The sequence below is a fragment of the Thermococcus sp. 2319x1 genome, from assembly GCF_001484685.1.
In the GTDB taxonomy this organism is placed as follows: Archaea; Methanobacteriota_B; Thermococci; order Thermococcales; family Thermococcaceae; genus Thermococcus_A.
Genome location: NZ_CP012200.1, coordinates 155911 through 176619 on the forward strand (window position 1 = coordinate 155911; position 20709 = coordinate 176619).

The following is a 20709-nucleotide window of genomic DNA, read 5'->3' on the forward strand; positions in this document are numbered from 1 at the left end:
ACATTGATGTTATATGGCAGTCTATGGCGGAGAATTTTGTACTTTGTAGTATATAACTTTTTCCAAAAAATACAAAATGTGGGGGGCTATTCGAACCTTAATGAGACATCTCCATAAAGAATTTTTTCTTTTCTTCCATCTTCGAGCTCAAGAATTAATGCACCAAGCTCGTCAACATCCAAGGCTTTTCCTCGAATTTCTCCTTCCTCCCTTATCACCCTGACTTCCCTATTTAGGATGGCCTTCTCTCTCCACTTTTGCAGTATTTTCTCGTCATTTCCGCGTAGAAACTCCTCGTACCAGTACTCCAACCGCTCTACAATGGTTTTAAATATCTCCTCTGTGGGAATTTGCACCCCTAGGACATTACTTATTGATGTTGAGGTGCTTGAGAGTTCTTCCGGAATTGGGTTGTTGACGTTTAGCCCAATGCCTAATACTATGTAGTAAACCTCCCTTTCTGAAAAACTCCCCTCTGCTAAGATACCGCATACCTTCTTTCCATTCACAAGGACATCGTTGGGCCATTTTATCTTTGCCTCTATCCCAAATTGTTCTAAGGTCTCAACAACGGCTATTGCTCCAAGAAAAACTATTTTAACTATATGATTGGGAGTGGTTTTTGGTTTTAATATCACACTCATCCACAGCCCGCCCCTGGGAGATGCCCATGTTCTAAACTTCCTCCCATAGCCGCTTTTTTGAGTGTCAGCCACCACTATGGTTCCTTCTCCCTCACCAAGGGCTATTCTCTTAGCATATTCATTTGTCGAATCTATTTCCTGAAAGTATATCACCTTTTTCCCAATGTTTTTGGTGTTAAGTCCGAGCATTTATCCCACCGTAATATATTTTGACATGCGGGATTATTTAGTTAACGATAGGTTTAAATTCTCCCTTTCTTATGTATCACCAGAGGTGAGTAGTATGGAAGCATACAACAACATTGGGATTAAGAGGAGGCTTAGAAGGTTTTTTAGAAGGGATGGGAGGGCTTTGATTTTTGCAATGGATCATGGATTTGAACACGGGCCAACTGATTTTGAAGAAAACTGGGAACACATCAACCCCAGAATCATAATTCGAAAGGTCGTTAGAGCCGGGATAGATGGAGTAATGATGCTTCCGGGGATAGCAAGAATAGCGGGAGAGGAGCTTGTTGGTAAGGATGTCGGTTTGATGGTAAAGCTTACCAGCAAAACAGAGCTTAGACCAAAGGAAGAGTGGCTTATGCAGGATCAGCTCGGCTTTGTTGAAGATGCGATTAAACTTGGAGCCGATGCCATAGCGGCAACGGTTTACTGGGGAAGTCCATATGAGGGAGCAATGATGAGACAGTTTGCGGAGATAGCAAGCTACGCTCACGATTTAGGTTACCCTGTTGTGCAGTTTGCCTATCCTAGGGGGCCGTACATCAGTGAAAAATACGGCAGGAAGGAGGACTATAGAGTTGTTATGTATGGAGCAAGGGCTGCTGCAGAGATGGGGGCAGATATGATTAAAACTTACTGGACTGGGTCAAGGGAAACATTTGCCAAGGTTGTGGATGCAGCGTCAGGCGTTCCGGTTCTCTTAAGTGGTGGAGCGAAGACGGATAATCCTCTGGATTTCTTAAAGCTCGTGTGGGAGGTAATTGAAGCTGGGGGTAGCGGAGCGGTTGTTGGAAGAAATATATTCCAGAGAGAAAATCCGGAGCCGATGATTAGAGCACTTTTGAGGGTAATCCACAGAAATGAAGATCCAGAAGAGGCCGCAAAGGCTGAAGGGTTAATTTGACTTTTTCTTTTTATTCAAATTTGTCCAGTGTGATTTTTAAACTCCTTTTTAAACATCTATCAGGTGGTGGGAATGGTTGAGATAATTGATACCACATTTAGGGATGCTCATCAGTCACTTATTGCTACAAGGCTATCAACAAGGGATATGCTTCCAATAGCTGAAAAAATGGACAAAATCGGCTTTTATTCCATGGAAGTATGGGGAGGAGCAACTTTTGATGCAGCTCTGAGGTTCCTGAGAGAAGACCCTTGGGAAAGGTTGAAACTTTTAAGAGAACACATAAAAAAGACAAAACTTCAAATGCTGCTTAGAGGACAAAACGTTGTTGGCTACAAGCACTACCCGGATGATGTAGTGGAAAAATTCGTTGAACTTGCTTACAAAAAAGGTATTGACATCTTTAGGGTCTTTGATGCCTTAAATGACGTTAGGAATATGAAAACCGCAATCAAAAAGGCCAAGGAAGTGGGGGCAGAAGTTCAGGGGGCAATAAGCTACACCACCGGGAAGATATTCACTTTAGAGTATTACCTCCAGAAAGTTGATGAGCTAATTGAGCTGGATGTTGATTATATCACAATCAAGGATATGGCAGCTCTTTTGGATCCCCAAATGGCCTATGAACTTGTGAAGGAAATTAAAGACCGCTATGGGGTAAAGGTCAATGTTCACACTCACGCAACAAGCGGTTTGGCCTCAGCAACGTACTTAAAGGCGGTTGAGGCTGGAGCGGATTTCATAGACACGGCAATTTATCCTTTAGCGAATGGTACAGCCCAGCCTGCAATCCAGAGCATCTATTACTCTTTAAAAAGCGAAGACAGGCCTAAAGTTGATATGAAGCTGATTTTTGAAATCTCCAAGTATCTGAGGAAGCTGCTTGAAGAGAAGTACGAACATTTAATGGACAAAAGGGCCCTTCACGGAGATCCAAACGTTCTGGTACATCAAATCCCCGGCGGTATGTATTCGAACCTTATATCCCAGCTTAGAGAAATGAAGGCTCTCGATAAGCTTGATGAAGTTTTAGAGGAAGTACCGAGGGTTAGGGAGGAACTCGGCTATCCGCCTTTAGTAACGCCAACTTCTCAAATAGTTGGCACTCAGGCAGTGTTCAACGTTCTGTTTGGAAGGTATAAGATGATAACCGGGGAAACAAAGAACTACGTAAAAGGTCTCTACGGCAGACCCCCCGCTCCAATAAAGGAGGAAATTAAGAAGCTTATCCTTGGAGATGAAGAACCGATAACTGTCAGGCCTGCCGATTTGCTTGAACCGATGCTTGAAAAAGCGAGAAGGGAACTTGAGGAAAAGGGTTATCTTGAGAAGGAAGAAGACGTTTTAACGTATTGTCTCTTCCCACAGGTAGCTTTGGAGTTCTTTGAACTTAGAAAGCAAGGGAAGCTCAAGCCAGTAGAAGAGAAGCCCAAAGGAAAGGTGATAAAGGTCTATGTGGGTGGAAGGGAGTATGAGATTGGGGTTGAAGGGGTAAAGCTTGAGGGGTTGCTTATTTCGGCTTATACCTCTTCTGAAGCTCCAGCTCTTGCTCCGGTTCCTTCAGTTTCTGCTTCAGCTCCTTCAGTGTCGGTTGAAGTTCCTGTTGCCCCGACATTAACTGGTGGGGATGTGGTTTCTGCGCCTATGCCGGGTAAGGTTCTTAGGGTTTTGGTTGGGGTGGGTGATGAGGTTAGGGTTGGTCAGGGGTTGGTCATTTTAGAGGCTATGAAGATGGAGAATGAGATTCCTTCGCCGAGGGATGGTGTTGTGAAGAGGATTCTTGTCAAGGAAGGAGACACCGTCGACACAGGACAACCACTAATAGAACTCGAATAGTTATCTTTTCTAAACCTTTCATTACCCTTCATTTTTTACTCTAAACGGTGGGGAATTTGAGCGTTTTTGCCAATTTTTGGCCCACTCATCAAAATTTGTTCATAGAAATGCCCAGATTTCCGAAAGACATATATATTACATGACAGTAAAATTATGATGAATTTCCATTGGGGGTGCTCTAGATGAACTCGACAGTTATTATACTGGCGGCCGCAATTATATATGTGGCCATGTATTTTACTTATGGAAAGAGCCTACAAAGCAAAGTTGTCAAAGCAGACCCAAACAGACCAACACCAGCACACAAGCTTTACGATGGAGTTGACTACGTCCCAGCACACCCAGTAGTTCTTTATGGGCACCACTTCGCAAGTATTGCCGGAGCGGGGCCAATAGTTGGTCCAGCTGTGGCAATGGCGTGGGGATGGATACCATCACTGCTCTGGGTATGGTTTGGAAACGTCTTCATTGGAGCGGTGCATGATTACTTAGCCTTGATGGCTTCAGTGAGATACGATGGTAAGTCAATACAGTGGATTGCTGGAAAGATAATGAGCAAGAGAACTGGAATTGCATTTGAAGTTTACATATGGTTTGCCCTGCTCTTAGTGGTTGCAGCGTTTGTAGCTGTTACGGCGAGATTGCTCGTGCTTACCCCACAAGCCGCAACGGCAACACTCCTCTTCCTAATAGTGGCAGTTATTCTGGGATGGATGATGTACAAGATGAACGTGAACTTCTACGTCGCAACTGCTATAGGCTTAATACTCCTCGTTGTTGCAGTATGGATTGGCTTTAAGAACCCATTAATTTTCGTCCCGGGACAGACAGACGCAACAAGTGCCGCTTACACCCAAGCATACCACTACTGGAACATCATACTGATGATTTACATCATTGTGGCATCTTCACTGCCGGTATGGGTACTTCTCCAGCCCAGAGACTACCTGAACGCTTACATCCTCTGGTTCGGACTCTTAATTGGAGGTATAGCCTTCATAGCTCTCGCAAAGCCATTTGAAGCCCCAGGATTTACAATGTGGTCAGCGAACGTTGTCGGTGAACAGCCATCACCGTTCTGGCCCACTGTTCCATTGGTTATAGCGTGCGGTGCTTTGAGCGGCTTCCACTCCATAGTTGGTTCTGGAACTTCATCAAAGCAGCTTGACAAGGAAATCCACGGATTGCTCGTTGGCTACGGTGGAATGTTCACCGAGGGATTCCTTTCAACAGTAGTCATTACAGCTATAGCTGTTTACGGTGTTAAGCTCACCGGACTAAGCGCAAATGCAGTAGAATGGGGAACCCAATACATCACCAAAGGCGGACTTGGTACTTTCATCGGAGGTTATGCTCAAGGACTTGCAGACATGTACGGAATCGATGTTACCTTAGGAAAGACATTCGCTACCCTCTGGGTCTCAGCGTTCACATTAACCTCTCTTGACACTGCTACAAGGCTTGGAAGGTTTGCATGGCAAGAGGTCTTTGGAATGGTAACCGATACAAGCCAAGGAATATGGAAGATCCTCACAAACAAGTGGGTTGCCTCAATAATAATTGCTGGTCTCGGTACCTGGATGGCGTGGGGTGCCGGATACCAGGTTCTCTGGCCGGCATTTGCCGGTATGAACCAGCTATTAGCTTCAATTGCAATGATGACGGCCGCTCTATGGGCTTACAAGATACAGAAAGCTGGAACATGGAGCTATGCCGTCTTAATTCCAGCGCTCTTCCTATGGATAACAGTTACGGCAGGTCTTATATGGTACATAATAGTGGTTCCACTCAAGGGAAGCACATTGATAGCTGTGAAAGGTTCCCTCCTAGTAGGCTTAGTGCTAAACTTCCTCCTAGCGTATGACTTCTACATTGCCTGGAAGAGACCAGCTGAGGAATATGAGGCAGTTCCAGCGTGAAAGTTTTTTTTCTTTTTAACATTATTTTAATTTTGTTGAGGTGGTTTGATGAAAACTTTCTTAAAAAGGACTCTTTACTGGATCTCTATGCCTATCCGGGTTTTGTGGGAATTCAACAAGGGATTTAGGCTTTATTATCTTAGGGGGCTCCGGTGGGGGAAGAAGAACTTGAGGATGTTTTTGCCCTTCTTCTGCTTGGAAGTTACATTGGGTTTCCAAACCTTCCTGTGGACCTTAGCTATAGGCTTCTCCCTCATATGGTCAGGGAGATGTATGTTATGCAGGAGAAATCCCCTAATCCATTAAAGATGAAAACGGGGTGGTTAAATGTTTGAAAATCTAAAGGCATTTTTTAGGGGGTTTTTTAGTGCGTTTAAGACACGCTCTACGGAGTATCTTGAGTTTGAGGAGAGGGAGCTTGAAAATGTCTTCGCACTTGTGCTCATGGGATCGTTTGTGGGCATCCCTTCCCCGCCGACGACACTTGTAATGAGGTTAATGCCCCATATGGTAAGGGAAATTTACGTAATGCAGAGAAGAGCGGGAGAAATGGACGACATATTTGGCGAAATTGCAGCGATGTTTGAAATAACATGAGGTGGTAAGATTGAAAGAGTATCTCATCCCAAAAGAAGGGTTTAGAGTTTTATTCTTCATTGGAAAGGGAGGAGTTGGAAAAACGACGAGCTCAGCTGCGGTATCGGTTGCTCTCGCAAAAAAAGGATACAAAACTCTGATAGTCTCAATAGACCCGGCCCACAACTTGGGTGATGTGTTTGAGGTAAGGCTAAACGACAGGCCGAGGGAAATAGCTGAGAACCTTTATGCAATGGAACTCGACATGGAAAAGCTCATTAAAGCCTATTTGAAGCATCTTGAGGAGAATTTAAAGCATATGTATAGGTATCTTACCGTCATAAACCTTGAGAAGTATTTTGAAGTGCTCAGCTTTTCTCCAGGTATAGAAGAATACGCCACCCTTGAGGCTATCAGAGAGATACTGCAAAAAGGAGATGAATGGGACGTCATAGTATTTGATACACCTCCAACTGGATTAACTTTGAGGGTACTGGCCCTTCCTGAGATTGCCCTTATATGGACAGAGAAGCTCATAGAGATAAGAAGGAAGATTTTAGAAAAGAGAAGAGCGATTGAGAACATACAGGGAGAGAGGAAGTTTGTGATTGAAGGTGAAGAGTACAAGCTTCCAAGCAGGGAGGAAGAAGACCCTGTAATGAGGGAGCTCAAGCAGTATAAATCCGAGATTACTTTTGTCCGAAATGTTGTTACAGATCCAAAAAAGACCAGTGTTATAGCGGTGATGAATCCCGAAATGCTACCATTATATGAGACGGAGAGGGCTTACGAGGCTTTAAGAAAGTTCAAAATTCCCTTTAATCTGGTTGTTGTCAACAAAGTCATTGAGCTTGAGGAAGAAGTTCCAAGGATAAGGGTGAAGATGGAGGCTCAAAGAAAAGTGCTTGAGGAGATAGGGGAAAAGTTTAGGGGAATAGATATCGTTACAGTGCCCATGTTTGAAGAAGAGCCGAGAGGGCTGAACTGGCTTGAGAAAGTTGGAGGGTTAATAGTTGGAGATTGATGAAATTTATGAAGAGCTCAGGAAGGTGAAGGAACCCATAAGTGGGGAGGATATAGTTAGCCTGGGAATTGTGAGTTTAATCAGGAAAGAAGACAACAAAATAACAATCTTCCTTGGGTTGGCGAGAAGAACTCCCAGACATCCGTTTGAGATGGCTGTTAATTGGGCAGTTCATGCAAGGATAGTCAAAGATATAGTAAAGGTTTTAGAGGGAAAAGTAAACTTTGAGATAATCGATGACATGACGTTTCAAAGGTATTATCCGATAGAGGAGGTTTAATCATGAAGGTTACACCGGAATTGTTGCTTTTGATAATGGCACTGGGTGCTATAGCTACTTTGCAGTTTTACAAGGGAAGAAAGCTCAATTTGACTATAATGGACTACTACCTGAGAACCATAGAGGGAGTTGTGAAGCCCAAGGACAAGGATTACGTGTGGATAGGGGGGTATGTTGGGTTCAGGGCGTTTTATAAAGTAAATGAAGGTAATATTGACAAGTTTGAATACACGTTAACCCTTTTGCCAAGGCAGAGCATTTTGTATTTCCCTATCTCGAAGCTGATAAACAGACATGACAAGATATACTTTGTGGTAAAGCCCTATGCGGCAATCAGAAGGGAAGCACACCTAATACAAAAAGGATACTATCGCCTTAAGCCGAAGATCGAGGATGAGGAGCTTTTGCAGAGGGAAATAGTAGAGGTAAATGGAAAGCAGTACGAAGCCCTTTTTGAGAAGAGACGAGACGTTGAAATGCTAAAAGAGTTTCTACAGGGGTTTTCAAAAGTCGAAAACGTCAAGCATATATCATTAACTCCAAAGACAAACGTACTCTACGTTTTCATGAAGCCGGAGATAGAGACGATAGAGCAGGATGTAAGACACATAGTACGCTTTGTCAATGAAAGCATAAGAGAAAACCCCTTTGAGCGGTAGGGAAAATCTAATAAATCCCTCCTCTAAACTTTTCTCTATGATAGAGAGACTTTTCAGCCTTGGATATTCCAAGCAATTTGCGGAGAGATATTTTGAGTTGTGGGGGGATAGAGCATTAAAAATAGCTGAAGCCATGGAGAAGCCCTTACCTAGGTGTTTCAGGGTTAATACTCTCCGTGTTGAGATTCCCAAGCTCACTAAAATGCTGAACAAGAAGGGTTTTCAATTTAAGCGTGTTCCCTGGGCAAAAGAAGGCTTCTGCCTAACAAGGGAGCCTTTTTCCATAACTTCTACTCCGGAATATCTTGGCGGTCTGCTTTATATCCAGGAGGCATCCTCTATGTATCCCCCAATAGCCTTAGACCCAAAACCGGGAGAAGTTGTTGCAGATATGGCGGCGGCTCCGGGTGGTAAAACCTCTTACCTCGCCCAGCTTATGAAAAATGAAGGAATTATATATGCATTCGATGTTGGGGAAGAGAGGCTCAAGGAAACAAGGCTAAACCTCTCTCGGCTTGGAGTTACAAACACAATTCTCCTCCACAAAAGCTCTCTCTATATGGGGGAATTGGGGATTGAGTTTGATAAAATTCTCCTTGATGCCCCCTGCACTGGCTCTGGAACTATCCATAAAAATCCAGAGAGAAAGGCGAACAGAACGCTGGAGGATGTGAAGTTCTGTCAAAACCTGCAGATGCAGATGGTAAAAGTTGCTTTGGAAAACCTCAAAGAAGGGGGTGTGTTGGTTTATTCCACATGCTCTTTAGAGCCGGAGGAGAATGAATTTGTTGTTCAGTGGGCTCTGGACAACTTTGACATTGAGCTTTTACCCCTTAGACATGGCGAACCTGCCCTAACGGCACCCTTTGGGATAGAGCTTAGCGAGGAGCTCAGCAAGGCGAGAAGGTTCTATCCCGACGCTCATAACACAAGCGGGTTCTTTGTTGCTAAAATAAGAAAGAAGGGCTGAGAAGGTTTATTCATTGGAAACTTTCTCTTCTAAGAGTCTATCTTCAATCTCGTGCAGTCTTTTCTTTGTATCATTGCTTAACAGGCTTTCGAGCTCTTCTCTTGCTGCCTTCGCGAGTTCAAACTTAGATGCGTACTCCTTGGACACTTCTACCCATGGAATCTTCTTTTCCTCGACAAATACATCTATATCTGCAAACCTCCGATAGTCTCTGTACTCCAGTCCTTTGAGAAGGAACTTTATTCTGAGGGGATCTTCCCACGTTATTAGCTTTATTTTGTAAACCTTGATCCTCATGAATGGTCTTGGGTAATCCCAGTCCCACCCTTCACTTACGACATAGCCGAGGTCGAGATCTTCAAGAACTAGAAGTACCCTTTCTATGTTCTCTTCGTATCTCTTTTCGGTGTCATAGATTCTTATAGTGATCTCTTTCCAGCCCTCCGGGAGCAGTTTAAAGAGTATAATTGGCAAGTCAGTTCTTAAGGTTCTGTATACTTCCATGAAATTTTTTCTGATCAAAAACGCTTCTTTTATATCTCTTATGCTTAAAGGCTCGCTTAGTTTCTTGTCCGTCACCAGAAGGAGAGTGTCCTGCTCTTCGCCCTCGTTAATACCTCTGGCAAAGCTTGTTTTTATCCCTCCATATCTTTTCGGGATTATTTCGGAAGTTTTTTCGGCCTCTTTTGGCACTCTCAGAAGAATTATCTGGGGCCCAAGGTTTGCCCTGTCAAAAGGGGCTTTTGCATTTAAGAGCTCTTTTAAAACGCTGTCACTCCTCATTCTAACTAAAAAGGCGCCTCTCTTTGGATTCAGTATAGTTTTCCATTCTTCTGCAGGGGTTACAAAGATTATTGTATCGAGTTCTCCACTTTGATTCCACGCCTCGTCGACGGAGAGTTCTTCTACTCCAAAAAGATTTTTTAGGAAACTTTCGCCGCCTTCAACATCTGATGTCCTTAAAAAGAGCATTGAAGGGCCAAAACGCATTAATCTCATCACAATCCCCTCATAAGTTTATATCCCCTTTCGAAATTTGTTCCATCGGGATATTTGACCCTAACAACCTTCTTACTTCCCAAAAGGATGAAGTTCACATTTAAAACTCCATTTAGTCCTCGTCGGAGGGTTCTGAAGTTGTGACCGTAGAGAATGAAATCAACATCTTTGGGAGGATTCAGCTGACTGGGGTCATGTGCTAAGGCAAGCTTTACCTTACCTATCTTAACAATTTCCCCAGATTTTACTATCCGGGCCTTTCTGACGAGCTCTTTGAGAATTTCTTCACTATCCTCGTTTCCCGGAACAATGTACACGTCAGCCCCGGAATTTTCGAGTATATCCAACAGCTCTTTTACCCTTTCCCTGTATCGCTCTTTTAATTCGGGCTTTCTTTCAAGTTTTATGTTGTCCACCAGGTCGCCGGTATGAATAATATACTCCGGTCTGCTTTTTTCTATTAGGTTTAGGATGAAAGAATATATATTATCCGGAGTGTCGCTTATGTGCATTACCTTGGCCTCTTTACTCTCCAGTAATTCTTTTGGAAGCCCTCTTCTTCTTAAAAAGCTGGGTAAGTTTAATCTCATCACAATAATTCCAGAGCAATATTTTATATACCTTTGGTTCTACTTTAAGGAGGTGGGGTGTGTGAGAATCTTAGTACTTGGGGCTGGTAACGTTGGAAGGGCTATAGCTTATGATCTGAGTAAGGATTTTGAGGTGTGGGCAGGAGATAGAGACTTAAATCGATTGGAAAATGTGAAGAATTATGCGAATCCGATAAAAGTAGATGCCTCTGATTTTAGTTCTTTAGTGGAGAAAATGAAGGGTTTTGACCTTGTCGTGGGTGCCCTTCCCGGAAGGTTTGGATTTAGAACTCTAAAAGCGGCTGTAGAGGCTGGAGTTGACATTGTGGATGTTTCTTTTATGCCAGAAAATCCGTTAGCGCTTAGGGAAGAGGCCGTAAAAGCAAATATAACTGCTATCGTTGATGCGGGCTTTGCCCCAGGGCTTAGCAATATCTTCTTAGGAAGAATTTATCAAGAAATGAGCCCTCTTGAAGAGGGAATAATCCGGGTAGGTGGGCTTCCGAAGATCCCAAAGCCACCCCTTTACTACAAAATCACCTGGTCACCTTACGATCTAATCGAAGAATACACAAGGAAGGCAAGGATTGTGAAGGATGGCGAAGTTAGAGAAGTGGATCCACTGGAAAGGATTTGGAGAATAAAGCTCAAAGATTTCGAATTCGAAGAGTTTGTAAGTGATGGACTGAGAACCCTTATTGAAACAATAAACGCAAATCATCTCGAAGAGAGAACCCTTAGGTGGCCGGGGCATCTGGAAAAAATGAAAGTTCTGAAAGAACTGGGATTTTTTGAAGAGGAAAACGTTGAATTTACGCTTAAGGTAATTGGCCCACTGATGAATTACGAGAGCGAGGACTTTTCGATAATGGAAGTTTATGGCAGGGGCTTTAGGAATGGAAAAGGAATGAGTATCAGGTACTTCCTGTATGATGAAGCGAGGGATGGATTTACTTCTATGGCAAGGGTGACTGGATTTACAGCTGCTATAGTTTCTAGGATCGTTATGAATGGAGAGTGTGCATATGGAGTAATTCCTCCGGAGATTTTAGGGATGAGGGATGATACATATTCAAAGATAATGAGAGGGATAAGGGAGAGAGACATCCATGTGGAGGTAGTGGAAGATGCTCCATCTGATAATAGCTGACAGTGAACTTGAGCTTGTGCCGAAGAAGATAAGAGATCACCCTTCGGTTGTCAACTATGCAAGGAAGAGGGGAAAGAAGCCGGATGAAGTGCTACTTGATTCCACCTATCACCATTCGGCCCTTAAACTGCTGGAGGATGGAGAGAGGAGGGGAAGGCCGGATATAGTCCATCTGTGCCTTATAAATGCCCTTGAGAGTATATTAAACAGAGAAGGCAAGCTCAGGGTATATGTGCACACAAGAAACGACGAGATTATCTATATTAAACCCGAGACCAGACTTCCTCGAAACTACAATCGCTTTGTGGGGCTGATGGAAAGCTTATTCAAAAACAAAGCCGTTCCCGGAGACCTTGAACTTCTGAAAATAAGGAAGGGAACGCTTTCAGAACTCCTTGAGGAGATAGGCCCGGATGGGATTTTCGTGATGCACGAGAATGGGGATTTATTAACTCCAAAGGAATTCGGAGAAAGATTGGTTAATTACGCTTCACCAGCTGTTATCGTTGGTGGATTCCCCCATGGGGACTTTTTGAGTGAAGTAAAGGGAGAAAGAATTAGCATTTACAAGGAGCCCTTAATGGCGTGGAGTGTTGTCAATGAGGTTTTGATAAACTATGAGGGAAGTTTACTTTGGTAGAATCTTCTTCAAAAATTTTTTAAATGGTTGAACTAAATCACACCAAGAACGTTTGTGGGAGGTAAGGAAAATGGGAGACAAAACCAAAGTTCAGGTTAGTAAGCTCAAACCCGGAAGATACATCCTTATTGATGACGAGCCGTGCAAAATAGTCAACATTGCGGTTTCATCCCCGGGAAAGCACGGTTCAGCAAAGGCAAGAATTGAGGCCGTTGGAATATTTGACGGCAAGGTTAGGAGCATTGTGAAGCCAACAAGCGCTGAAGTTGATGTCCCAATTATCGACAAGAGAACGGGTCAGATAATAGCTCTCACACCGGACACAGTCCAGCTCATGGACATGGAGACATACGAAATCTTCGATGTTCCGATAGCAACGGGCGTTGATGATGAAATCAAGGACAAGATTAAAGAAGGTATTAACGTTGAATACTGGGAGACCCTTGGCAGAATAAAGATAATGAAGCTCAAAGGAGAAAGCGAGTGATTCTTTTTTAAATTTTTGACCTCTTGCTTGGTCTTGCAAAACTTTTTAACCTCCATTCTAAACTCCCTCCGGGTGAAGGATGATGGAACTCCTCTATACCTATGAGACGCTAAAGCTTGAATTTCCAATGAGCGATATTGAGGAAGCTGACTTTGTGATCCTTGGCATTCCCTTTGATGGAACAACTTCCTATAAACCTGGAACAAGGTTCGGGCCTACGCTGATAAGACAAGCCACGCTCAATTTGGAGAGCTATATTTTAGATTACGACACTGACCTTGCAGAGGTAAAGATAGCTGACGTTGGCGATTTAGCCATCGTCGCTGGTAACCCCCTCGAGACTATAAAAAGAGGCATTGAGACAATAGAAGAAATCAAGAAAATAAACCCTAAGGCAGTGCCTATAGTTTTGGGCGGTGAGCACTCAATGACTTTTGCCCCGGTGAAGGCGTTGAAGCCGAAAAGCTATCTTGTTTTTGATGCCCACCTTGATTTAAGGGAGAGTTATGAAGACAACCCCTGGAATCACGCATGTGTTGCCAGAAGGATTTCAGAACTTGGAATAAAAGTTGCCGAGTTTGGAATAAGAAGTGGTACAAAAGAGGAAGTGGAATATGCCAAAAAGGCTGACGTACCTTGGGTTCATGCAAGGGAGTACACCCTTGAAAGGTTCATAGAGGTCGTAAAAGACCTCCCAGAGCCGGTATATGTGTCTGTGGACATAGATGTCTTTGATCTTTCGATGGTTCCTTCAACTGGGACTCCAGAAGCCGGCGGATTGAGGTTTTGGGAGGTTGTGGAGGCACTGGAATGGCTGGTGGAGAATAAAAAAATCGTTGGTTTTGATATTATGGAAGTGGCGGGAATGGAGCTTGGAGATATTACAGCCTTAACTGCCGCAAAACTCCTCTTTTACATGATTGGAATGCTTTCAAAATGATTCACTCTTCTATGTACATTTCTCTTAATGCCCTATAATATGCCTTGTAGATGTCCCTCTTTGTTACAACACCGATAAGCCTTCTGTTTTCTGGACTTTCAACAATGGGAAGAAGGTTTTGGTCGTATTTCATCAGTTTTTCAAAGGCATCCTGAGCTGTTTCATTTAAATATCCAACACCGTATTCCTTGCGCAAAAACCTCTCTATTGGTAACGTTTTTATTCTCTGGAAGAGGTTTAGGAAGTCTTTTATGCTCACTGTTCCCAATACGTTCATTTTTTCATCAACAACCGGGAAACAATCATGGCCGGTCTTTGCAACGAGCTCCTCAACATCCCTTAGGGTATTCCATTTGTAAACAAACACGGGCTTTGCAGTCATTATCTCTCTAACTGGGATAGTCTCCAAAACAACGGGGCGGCCCGTTTTTATGCGAATTCCCCTCCGCTCAAGCTTTAGGGTATATACCGAAGAGCCCTTGAGAATAAACCTGGCTGTTAAAAAGCTTGTCGTTGCGGAAGTTATAACTCCGGGAAGGAGGGCATAACCTCTGGTGAGCTCTGCCACCATAAGTATCTGGTTTATTGGTGCTTGAGTTAGTCCACTGAAGAACGCTGCCATACCCGCTATGGCATAAACGGCTGGATTGATACCTATGGTGGGGAAAAGCGGTTTTAAAATTGTTCCATATGCGGCCCCAAGTAGAGCACCGATGTAAAGACTTGGAGCAAAGATGCCGCCGCTGTGGCCGGAGGATATCATTACAGACGTTGCCACCATCTTTCCAATTCCTAAAAGGATAAGGACTGCAAGGGGGAGCAATCCTGCAATGGCAAGCTCCATCCCCTCATAGCCGACCCCAAGTATTCCGTATTGGGGGAAGAACATCCCGATAAAACCCACACCTAGCCCTCCGATAAAAAGCTTTGTCCACAGTGGAGTTTTAATGCCCTCAAATTTATTTGTAAGCCAAAACAGAAACTTTGCCCAATATGCGGCTAAAACCCCAAACAGCAAGCCCATAAGGAACAGAAAGAAAAGTTCAATGTGTTCATGGGCAATCTGAAGGGGAATATTGACTTCAAAAGCCTCCCCCAGGAGCAGCAACGTCACGGTATTGCCGACCACGGCAGATAGGAATATCGGGACGAGGTTTATTGAAAATATCCCCATGTAAACGACTTCAAGGGCGAACATCGCTCCGGCAAATGGAGTATTAAAAGTCCCCGCTATTCCTGCGGCTAAACCGCATGTGGTTAGGAGCTTTTTCATTTCTGGAGAGAGTTTAAAAGTCTGCGTTAATGCCGATGCCAGTGAAGCTCCGATGAAACCTATAGGGCCTTCTCTACCAACGCTTCCCCCGCTTCCGATGGTAATTGAAGTTACCAGTGCCTTTAAGATTGCCAGTATCCCCTTTATTTCTCCCTTTTTGAATATAACCGCTTCTATAACTTCAGGTATGCCGTTTCCCTTTAATTCGGGATAATTTTTGATTACTGGCGCAATTATGAGGCTCCCTATTGCTGGAAGCAGGATATATCCGAAGTTGTAACCTCGGTAATAGAAGGAGATGTGGGGGAGTAGAATTTCAAAAAACAGCAATCTCGTGAGAAGTGTTAGCTTTCTGAAGATAACTGCCCCCAGTCCACCGACTACCCCCGTGAGTATAGAGAGGAAAAGAATAGTTGCCCACTTCTTTACATACTCTTCTCTTCTCATCGCCTTAGGAATAATCTTGGGAGTATTTAAAGATTGAAGAAACCAAAGGTGGGCACATTAAAGTTTAAAAAGTCAAGCCTTTAAGGCTTCCTCCAGCAGCTTTAGTCCTACGTTGAGGTATTCCTGCGCCTTTTCTTCGCTTCTTGCCTCTGCAAAGATTCTTATTATTGGCTCTGTTCCGCTTGCCCTTACGAGCACCCACCCCTCTTCGAAAAGAACCTTTGTCCCATCGGTTGTGTCGATTTTTAGCCCTTCTTTCTCTGCAATCTCCGCAACCTTTGCCACTATTGCCTTTCTATCCCCCTCAACGTGTCTTTTGGTTTTTACCTGGTAGAACTTTGGAAGCTCGTCTATCAGTTCGCTAAACTTTTTACCGCTTTTTGCAAAAATTTCAACTATCTTTGCGGCTGTCATGGCCCCATCTCTGCCCAAAACGTGGTCTGGAAAGATAACTCCCCCGTTTTCCTCTCCCCCAACTAAACCGTTGTGCTCAAGCAGTGCCCTCGAAACTATTAGGTCCCCAACTTTTGTCTTCAGAACTTTTCCTCCGTAGATTTTGGCAAGCTCGTCTATTATGTGAGAGGTTGCTACGGTTGTTACAACCAAACCTCCCTTGTTCTCTTCGAGCATTGCTTTCACAACTAAGGCGAAGGTTTTGTCTCCTTGTATGAAGTTTCCGTTCTCGTCTATGAAGACTGATCGGTCCGCATCGCCGTCTTGGGCGATTCCAAAGTCCGCTCCAAGTGCTTTCACGATCCTCATAAACCCTTGGAGATTCTCTTCATTGGGTTCTGGGTTTCTTGCGGGGAAGTGTCCGTCTGGATGGGCATTTACGCTAACGACTTTACAGCCGAGCTCTCTCAAGAGATAGGGGAGCACTAAGGATCCTGCGCCATTTGAAGTATCCACCACTACAAAGGGTCTTCTCTTTCTTATTGCCTCCACATCCACCCTCGCCTTTATTGCGTCTATGTAGGGTCTTATTATATCCCTCTCAACGAGCCGACCTATTTCGTCCCACTTAGCTCTGTAAAAGTCTTCTTTGAAGAATAACTCCTCCACAACTGCTTCCCTTTCTTTTTTGAGGCCTAAACCATTTGGCTCGAGGAGTTTTATCCCATTATATTCAGGTGGGTTGTGGCTTGCGGTTATCACAGCCCCTCCATCGACTTTGAAGTACTTGCATGCGAACTGAATCGCTGGAGTTGGTGCTATGCCCACATCTATGACGTTAACTCCAACGCTTAGAAGGCCGCTTATCAGGGCATTTTTGAGCATCTCTCCGCTAACTCTTGTGTCCCTTCCCACGACAACCCAGAGCTCCTTGTCAGGCTGTTCCCTTTTTAGGAGCGTTCCAAATGCCATTCCCATTTTGAGTGCAAATTCTGGAGTTATCTTTTCATTTGCGATTCCCCTAACTCCAAACGTTCCGAATATCTTGCCCATTTTCATCACCTCACGCAAGTGCTTCTATAAGCTCAAGGATGATTGCTATGAAGGAATAGAATGCATAGGTAAAGACTGCAACCTGAATTAGTGCAACTCCCCCCTTTAGTGCCTTCATGTTTTCAGGCAGGAGGGGTGTAGGGATTCCAATTAACACCGTACCAGAGAGGAGTATTATAACCCTATACAATGCGTCGAAGTCCATCGGAAGCTCCATCTCCGGGTAGGTTATTTCCACATTAACCCCTTGAATGGGGACGGTGATCTTAGCGTTCCCAAGTCCCTTTAGAGTAAAGTAGCTTATCACAAGTACGAAGAGTATAGTGCCGAGTAGGCTAATTGAAAGGGAAGAGAGCGTTTCGCTGAGTCTTTCCCATCTGTCTTTGCAGCTTTCTTTTCCCATTTTCACTCTCTCCCGAAGTCATCCTGGAACCTTTCAATGTCATCTTCCCCCAGATATTCCCCGATCTGAGTCTCTATGACCTCAAGGATCACTTTTCCCGGATTTTCGAGCCTGTGGACAACCCCTGCTGGAATGAATGTGCTCTCACCTGGCCTTAGCAGTAGTTCCTTCTCTCCGATTTTTACCTTTGCGGTGCCTCTGACAACAACCCAATGCTCCGAACGATGATAATGCCTTTGGAGGGATAGTCTTTTGCCAGGTAAGACCGTTAGGCGCTTTATTTTATACCTCTCTCCCTCTTCAAGAACTGTATAGGCTCCCCAGGGTCTGTAGGCAGTTCTGTGTACTAAGGCTCTCTCATCTCCTTTTTCTATTAGCTTTTTATAGACCTCTTTGACCTTTTGGGTTTCGCCCTTCTTAGCTACGAGCAGGGCATCTCCGGTGTCTATTATCACTAGGTCTTCTACTCCCACCGTTGCGGTTAGCCTCTCCGTTATTATTAAGTTGTCCTTTGAATCCACGTTTATATAGCCTCCCTTAAATCCGCTTATTCTGATGGCATTTCCGTTTTCATCTTTTTCAAAGGCCTCGTATATTGCATCAAAGCTTCCCAAGTCATTCCAGTAAGTGTTTAGCGGCACTACAGCTGCTTTGTCAGTCTTTTCCATGATGCCGTAGTCTACGGAAATTTCCGGAACCTTTTCATATGCTTCTTCTATGCTTTTCGCCTCTTTAAAGGCGTTGTAGACCTCTGGAGCGAGAGTCTTTACCTCTTCAATGAACAGTGAGCTATCGAAAAGGAACATACCGCTGTTCCAGTAGTAGCCCTCCTCAACATAGCGCTTTGCGGTTTCGTAGTCCGGCTTTTCTTTGAACTCCTCAACTTTGTACCCCCCTTCAAGTTTCTCTCCCGGTTTTATGTAGCCATAGCCGGTGTGGGGTTTTGTTGGCTTAATGCCGAATGTTATGAAATAACTATCCGCAAGTTTTTCGGCATTTTCAAACGCCCTTACATAGTCTTCGTTAACCCTTATTAGATGATCTGATGGCAGAACAGCAACTTTTGACTTCCCGTAGTTCTCTTCTATAACCCTCATTCCCCAGAAAATTGCGGGCAGAGTATTTTTTCCAACAGGTTCAAGAAGAATATTCTCCTCCGGAACTTCTATACCAAGCTCCTTTAAATCATCTAGAACCCTAAACTTGTACTCCCTGTTTGTAACGATGAATATCTCCTTGGGCTTTGAGAATTTTAACGCTCTTTCAACGGTCTTTTGGAAGAGGGATGCACTGTTGAAAATTCTTATAAACTGCTTTGGCATTAACTCTCTACTCAATGGCCACAATCTTGTCCCTTTTCCTCCAGCAAGGATAAGTGTTTTCACCCTATCACCTCCATAAGTTCTTTTATTGTCCTTATGTTCTTAGCTCTTTTGTGTGAAAGGTTTATAGCAAATGGGTGGCCAACAACTTCAAGCATTGGAATATCGTTTTCTCCATCCCCCACGGCGTAGCTTTCTACTTTTCCAGTCTTTGAGTATAAACCTATAAGCATTTTTGCGGCTTTCCCCTTATCAGTGTCTCCGGTAACAGTGTAAAATCTGCTGCCTTTTGTGATCCTAAGCTTTCTCTGCTCTATCTCTTTTTGGAATCCCTCTTTTGCCCATTTGAAAATTGTCTCTGAATATTCTCTCTTCACAGCGAGTTCTGCAAGTTCCTTTGGGAGACCAGTAAATTCGATAATCTCTTCAATTGTTGAATTCCCATAGTATTTTAGCCCAAAGCGGCTGCTTATTTCATCTAAAGCTTTTTTTATGATATCATACTTTGTGCCGAGTTCGATGACATAGTAACCCTCATCTTCCCGGCTGTATGGGAATTCAAAGTTGAAGTACCCTTCTGGAATGTAAATTGCACTCCCATTCTCAACTATGAAGGGATCCGAGACTTTGAGTGCTTTTCTGTAATACTCCTGCTCTGCCTTTGTTTTTGAAGAGTTAAAGACTATTTTGAACCCTTTTTCCTTCAGGAAACTCACTATCTCCTTTGCTGGTTCTGGAGAGTAGTCATTTCCAATTAGGGTTTTATCTAAATCCAGAAAGATTACCTTCATAAATCAAACCTCAAGAGAGTCTCTTGGTTCGATTCGAGAGTTTTCATCCACTTTTTGGTGTCTATGTCCTTTATTGGTCTCATAACCCTTGGTTTTGGCAATTCTTCGTCCTCTTTTATTATCCCATGCATTCTGAGGTCTTCCAAAATCTGCCTCTTCAACTGTTCTGATGCGAGTTTTGAGTGGTATATTGTGGTTAAAGACAGCAGCACCATCTCCTTTACATGTTCCTGCCCCTTATCCTCGTGGAAGTGGGGGTTTAACGTTTCTATCTGGAATATTTCTATTCCTTGGTCAAAAACATCTTGGAACTCTTCTACATTTTCCCAACTACCAAAGCGCTCAAGGAGATACACTATCTCATAGGGCTCTATGGAGTAACCTGTTGAAAATGGCATGATTTCTGCAAGCTTCATTGTCATTGCATGCTCTCCAGCATTGCCGGTTACCATTATCGTGGTTTCAAATGCAGTCTTCTCACTTATCAGCTGATTCAGATAGCGATTGGTTATCTCACTCACCCTTCCCCACTTCTTGAAATAAAGCGTTCCTCTGCTAACTTTGGGCTTGTGCCTCCAGTGGAGCCTTACCATCGTGTATTCGCTTTCACTCATCAAGAATCCAGCGGCATAGTCCTTGACATATTCATTAACCGCTCCGGGTATGTAGTTGTCCGCATCAACGAATCCCACGTATTTGGCTCCTATTGCTCTGGCAAGCATTATTCCTATGAGCATGCCCTCCCCTTTTCCACTTCTCACAAGTCCCTTTTCGTCTAAGATGTCCTCGTACCCTGTCTCTCTAAATGCCTCCGCTAACCCGGGGTCTCTCTGGTGAATCATGATAACTTTCGAGTGTGTCAAATTGTAGAAGTGTTTTACCAAGTCTACCTCCTGCTTGAATCTGTTGGGTCCCTTTCTTTTGCTGTTGGAGACTATTATGATTGGTGATTTGTGGGGTATTGCTTTGAGGACTCCATCAACTAAGTGTAGCTTTTCGTTTTTCATCGGCACGACTATTGCCATTTCCCCGATGGTTTTGTAGATATTCTCCCTGGGAATATTTTGAACAGTGAACATAGGAACGTCTTCAGTTTCCGTGTCCATCTTGATAACTTTTTGTAGTTCGTAAATCTTCACAGCTCCAAAGATTTCTTTATAAACCGGAGCTTCTAGAAGCAT

At 43.8% G+C, this 20709-nt stretch carries 22 protein-coding genes; 13 read left to right on the top strand and 9 right to left on the bottom strand.

Annotated elements, in window-relative coordinates; translation table 11 throughout:
• Window positions 1–86: 86 nt before the first annotated feature.
• Window positions 87–833, bottom strand: coding sequence for a biotin--[acetyl-CoA-carboxylase] ligase (locus ADU37_RS00830; protein ID WP_058945850.1), 747 nt, complete (start codon window positions 831–833; stop codon window positions 87–89).
• Between the two features lie 94 nt (window positions 834–927).
• Here ADU37_RS00830 and fba point away from each other — a divergent pair, with 94 nt between their 5' ends.
• From fba to ADU37_RS00875, 9 genes are all read left to right on the top strand, one after another.
• The gene (fba, locus tag ADU37_RS00835) at window positions 928–1776 is read left to right on the top strand and encodes a class I fructose-bisphosphate aldolase (protein WP_058945851.1); all 849 of its coding nucleotides are present in this window, start codon (window positions 928–930) and stop codon (window positions 1774–1776) included.
• A gap of 72 nt (window positions 1777–1848) precedes the next feature.
• Complete coding sequence (locus ADU37_RS00840) at window positions 1849–3612, top strand: pyruvate/oxaloacetate carboxyltransferase (protein WP_058945852.1); 1764 nt, start codon at window positions 1849–1851, stop codon at window positions 3610–3612.
• Window positions 3613–3794: 182 nt separating this feature from the next.
• On the top strand, window positions 3795–5531 hold the full coding sequence (locus ADU37_RS00845) for a carbon starvation protein A (RefSeq protein WP_058945853.1): 1737 nt from the start codon (window positions 3795–3797) through the stop codon (window positions 5529–5531).
• Between the two features lie 152 nt (window positions 5532–5683).
• The gene (locus ADU37_RS11800; protein ID WP_343203939.1) at window positions 5684–5866 is read left to right on the top strand and encodes a hypothetical protein; all 183 of its coding nucleotides are present in this window, start codon (window positions 5684–5686) and stop codon (window positions 5864–5866) included.
• On the top strand, window positions 5859–6128 hold the full coding sequence (locus ADU37_RS00855) for a hypothetical protein (RefSeq protein WP_058945854.1): 270 nt from the start codon (window positions 5859–5861) through the stop codon (window positions 6126–6128). The genes ADU37_RS11800 and ADU37_RS00855 overlap by 8 nt, the downstream gene beginning before the upstream one ends.
• A gap of 10 nt (window positions 6129–6138) precedes the next feature.
• Window positions 6139–7131 carry an ArsA family ATPase gene (locus ADU37_RS00860; RefSeq protein WP_058945855.1) on the top strand — a complete coding sequence of 331 codons (993 nt, stop codon included), beginning with the start codon at window positions 6139–6141 and terminating at the stop codon, window positions 7129–7131.
• Entirely contained in the window at window positions 7121–7411 is a 291-nt protein-coding gene (locus ADU37_RS00865) for an iron-sulfur cluster assembly protein (protein WP_058945856.1), read from the top strand. The genes ADU37_RS00860 and ADU37_RS00865 overlap by 11 nt, the downstream gene beginning before the upstream one ends.
• A 2-nt stretch (window positions 7412–7413) precedes the next feature.
• Window positions 7414–8070 (top strand): hypothetical protein, encoded by a 657-nt coding sequence (locus tag ADU37_RS00870; protein WP_058945857.1) that lies wholly within the window; start codon window positions 7414–7416, stop codon window positions 8068–8070.
• A 37-nt stretch (window positions 8071–8107) separates the two neighbouring features.
• On the top strand, window positions 8108–9040 hold the full coding sequence (locus tag ADU37_RS00875; RefSeq protein WP_058945858.1) for an RsmB/NOP family class I SAM-dependent RNA methyltransferase: 933 nt from the start codon (window positions 8108–8110) through the stop codon (window positions 9038–9040).
• Between the two features lie 6 nt (window positions 9041–9046).
• On the opposite strand, the gene ADU37_RS00880 is transcribed toward ADU37_RS00875, so the two are convergent.
• Together ADU37_RS00880 and ADU37_RS00885 are read right to left on the bottom strand one after the other, a co-directional pair.
• Window positions 9047–10039: a hypothetical protein gene (locus ADU37_RS00880; RefSeq protein ID WP_058945859.1), complete on the bottom strand. Its 993-nt coding sequence runs from the start codon at window positions 10037–10039 to the stop codon at window positions 9047–9049.
• Complete coding sequence (locus ADU37_RS00885; protein WP_058945860.1) at window positions 10039–10629, bottom strand: metallophosphoesterase; 591 nt, start codon at window positions 10627–10629, stop codon at window positions 10039–10041. The genes ADU37_RS00880 and ADU37_RS00885 overlap by 1 nt, the downstream gene beginning before the upstream one ends.
• Window positions 10630–10690: 61 nt before the next feature.
• Here ADU37_RS00885 and ADU37_RS00890 point away from each other — a divergent pair, with 61 nt between their 5' ends.
• From ADU37_RS00890 to speB, 4 genes are all read left to right on the top strand, one after another.
• Window positions 10691–11779: a saccharopine dehydrogenase family protein gene (locus ADU37_RS00890; protein ID WP_058945861.1), complete on the top strand. Its 1089-nt coding sequence runs from the start codon at window positions 10691–10693 to the stop codon at window positions 11777–11779.
• On the top strand, window positions 11757–12419 hold the full coding sequence (locus tag ADU37_RS00895) for a 16S rRNA methyltransferase (protein WP_058945862.1): 663 nt from the start codon (window positions 11757–11759) through the stop codon (window positions 12417–12419). The genes ADU37_RS00890 and ADU37_RS00895 overlap by 23 nt, the downstream gene beginning before the upstream one ends.
• Before the next feature lie 70 nt (window positions 12420–12489).
• A complete protein-coding gene (locus ADU37_RS00900) occupies window positions 12490–12906 on the top strand; it encodes a translation initiation factor IF-5A (protein ID WP_058945863.1) in 417 nt (138 codons plus the stop codon).
• 82 nt (window positions 12907–12988) lie between these two features.
• Window positions 12989–13846 (top strand): agmatinase, encoded by an 858-nt coding sequence (speB, locus tag ADU37_RS00905; protein ID WP_058945864.1) that lies wholly within the window; start codon window positions 12989–12991, stop codon window positions 13844–13846.
• A 1-nt stretch (window position 13847) separates the two neighbouring features.
• On the opposite strand, the gene ADU37_RS00910 is transcribed toward speB, so the two are convergent.
• From ADU37_RS00910 to mpgS, 6 genes are all read right to left on the bottom strand, one after another.
• Window positions 13848–15566 (bottom strand): chloride channel protein, encoded by a 1719-nt coding sequence (locus ADU37_RS00910; RefSeq protein WP_058945865.1) that lies wholly within the window; start codon window positions 15564–15566, stop codon window positions 13848–13850.
• Window positions 15567–15638: 72 nt separating this feature from the next.
• Entirely contained in the window at window positions 15639–17012 is a 1374-nt protein-coding gene (gene glmM / locus ADU37_RS00915) for a phosphoglucosamine mutase (RefSeq protein ID WP_058945866.1), read from the bottom strand.
• A 10-nt stretch (window positions 17013–17022) separates the two neighbouring features.
• On the bottom strand, window positions 17023–17415 hold the full coding sequence (locus ADU37_RS00920; protein WP_058945867.1) for a hypothetical protein: 393 nt from the start codon (window positions 17413–17415) through the stop codon (window positions 17023–17025).
• Between the two features lie 2 nt (window positions 17416–17417).
• On the bottom strand, window positions 17418–18800 hold the full coding sequence (locus ADU37_RS00925; RefSeq protein ID WP_058945868.1) for a mannose-1-phosphate guanylyltransferase/mannose-6-phosphate isomerase: 1383 nt from the start codon (window positions 18798–18800) through the stop codon (window positions 17418–17420).
• Window positions 18797–19528, bottom strand: a complete 732-nt coding sequence (gene mpgP / locus ADU37_RS00930) for a mannosyl-3-phosphoglycerate phosphatase (protein WP_058945869.1) — start codon at window positions 19526–19528, stop codon at window positions 18797–18799. The genes ADU37_RS00925 and mpgP overlap by 4 nt, the downstream gene beginning before the upstream one ends.
• Window positions 19525–20709 carry a mannosyl-3-phosphoglycerate synthase gene (gene mpgS / locus ADU37_RS00935; protein WP_058945870.1) on the bottom strand — a complete coding sequence of 395 codons (1185 nt, stop codon included), beginning with the start codon at window positions 20707–20709 and terminating at the stop codon, window positions 19525–19527. The genes mpgP and mpgS overlap by 4 nt, the downstream gene beginning before the upstream one ends.

What these genes read in the sequence shown, in the direction of transcription:
- ADU37_RS00830 (WP_058945850.1), bottom strand. Translation starts at nt 833, where the DNA reads ATGCTCGGACTTAACACCAAAAACATTGGGAAAAAGGTGATATACTTT.
- fba (WP_058945851.1), top strand. Translation starts at nt 928, where the DNA reads ATGGAAGCATACAACAACATTGGGATTAAGAGGAGGCTTAGAAGGTTT.
- ADU37_RS00840 (WP_058945852.1), top strand. Translation starts at nt 1,849, where the DNA reads ATGGTTGAGATAATTGATACCACATTTAGGGATGCTCATCAGTCACTT.
- ADU37_RS00845 (WP_058945853.1), top strand. Translation starts at nt 3,795, where the DNA reads ATGAACTCGACAGTTATTATACTGGCGGCCGCAATTATATATGTGGCC.
- ADU37_RS00855 (WP_058945854.1), top strand. Translation starts at nt 5,859, where the DNA reads ATGTTTGAAAATCTAAAGGCATTTTTTAGGGGGTTTTTTAGTGCGTTT.
- ADU37_RS00870 (WP_058945857.1), top strand. Translation starts at nt 7,414, where the DNA reads ATGAAGGTTACACCGGAATTGTTGCTTTTGATAATGGCACTGGGTGCT.
- ADU37_RS00875 (WP_058945858.1), top strand. Translation starts at nt 8,108, where the DNA reads ATGATAGAGAGACTTTTCAGCCTTGGATATTCCAAGCAATTTGCGGAG.
- ADU37_RS00880 (WP_058945859.1), bottom strand. Translation starts at nt 10,039, where the DNA reads ATGAGATTAATGCGTTTTGGCCCTTCAATGCTCTTTTTAAGGACATCA.
- ADU37_RS00885 (WP_058945860.1), bottom strand. Translation starts at nt 10,629, where the DNA reads ATGAGATTAAACTTACCCAGCTTTTTAAGAAGAAGAGGGCTTCCAAAA.
- ADU37_RS00895 (WP_058945862.1), top strand. Translation starts at nt 11,757, where the DNA reads ATGCTCCATCTGATAATAGCTGACAGTGAACTTGAGCTTGTGCCGAAG.
- ADU37_RS00900 (WP_058945863.1), top strand. Translation starts at nt 12,490, where the DNA reads ATGGGAGACAAAACCAAAGTTCAGGTTAGTAAGCTCAAACCCGGAAGA.
- speB (WP_058945864.1), top strand. Translation starts at nt 12,989, where the DNA reads ATGGAACTCCTCTATACCTATGAGACGCTAAAGCTTGAATTTCCAATG.
- ADU37_RS00910 (WP_058945865.1), bottom strand. Translation starts at nt 15,566, where the DNA reads ATGAGAAGAGAAGAGTATGTAAAGAAGTGGGCAACTATTCTTTTCCTC.
- glmM (WP_058945866.1), bottom strand. Translation starts at nt 17,012, where the DNA reads ATGGGCAAGATATTCGGAACGTTTGGAGTTAGGGGAATCGCAAATGAA.
- ADU37_RS00920 (WP_058945867.1), bottom strand. Translation starts at nt 17,415, where the DNA reads ATGGGAAAAGAAAGCTGCAAAGACAGATGGGAAAGACTCAGCGAAACG.
- mpgP (WP_058945869.1), bottom strand. Translation starts at nt 19,528, where the DNA reads ATGAAGGTAATCTTTCTGGATTTAGATAAAACCCTAATTGGAAATGAC.
- mpgS (WP_058945870.1), bottom strand. Translation starts at nt 20,709, where the DNA reads ATGCTTCTAGAAGCTCCGGTTTATAAAGAAATCTTTGGAGCTGTGAAG.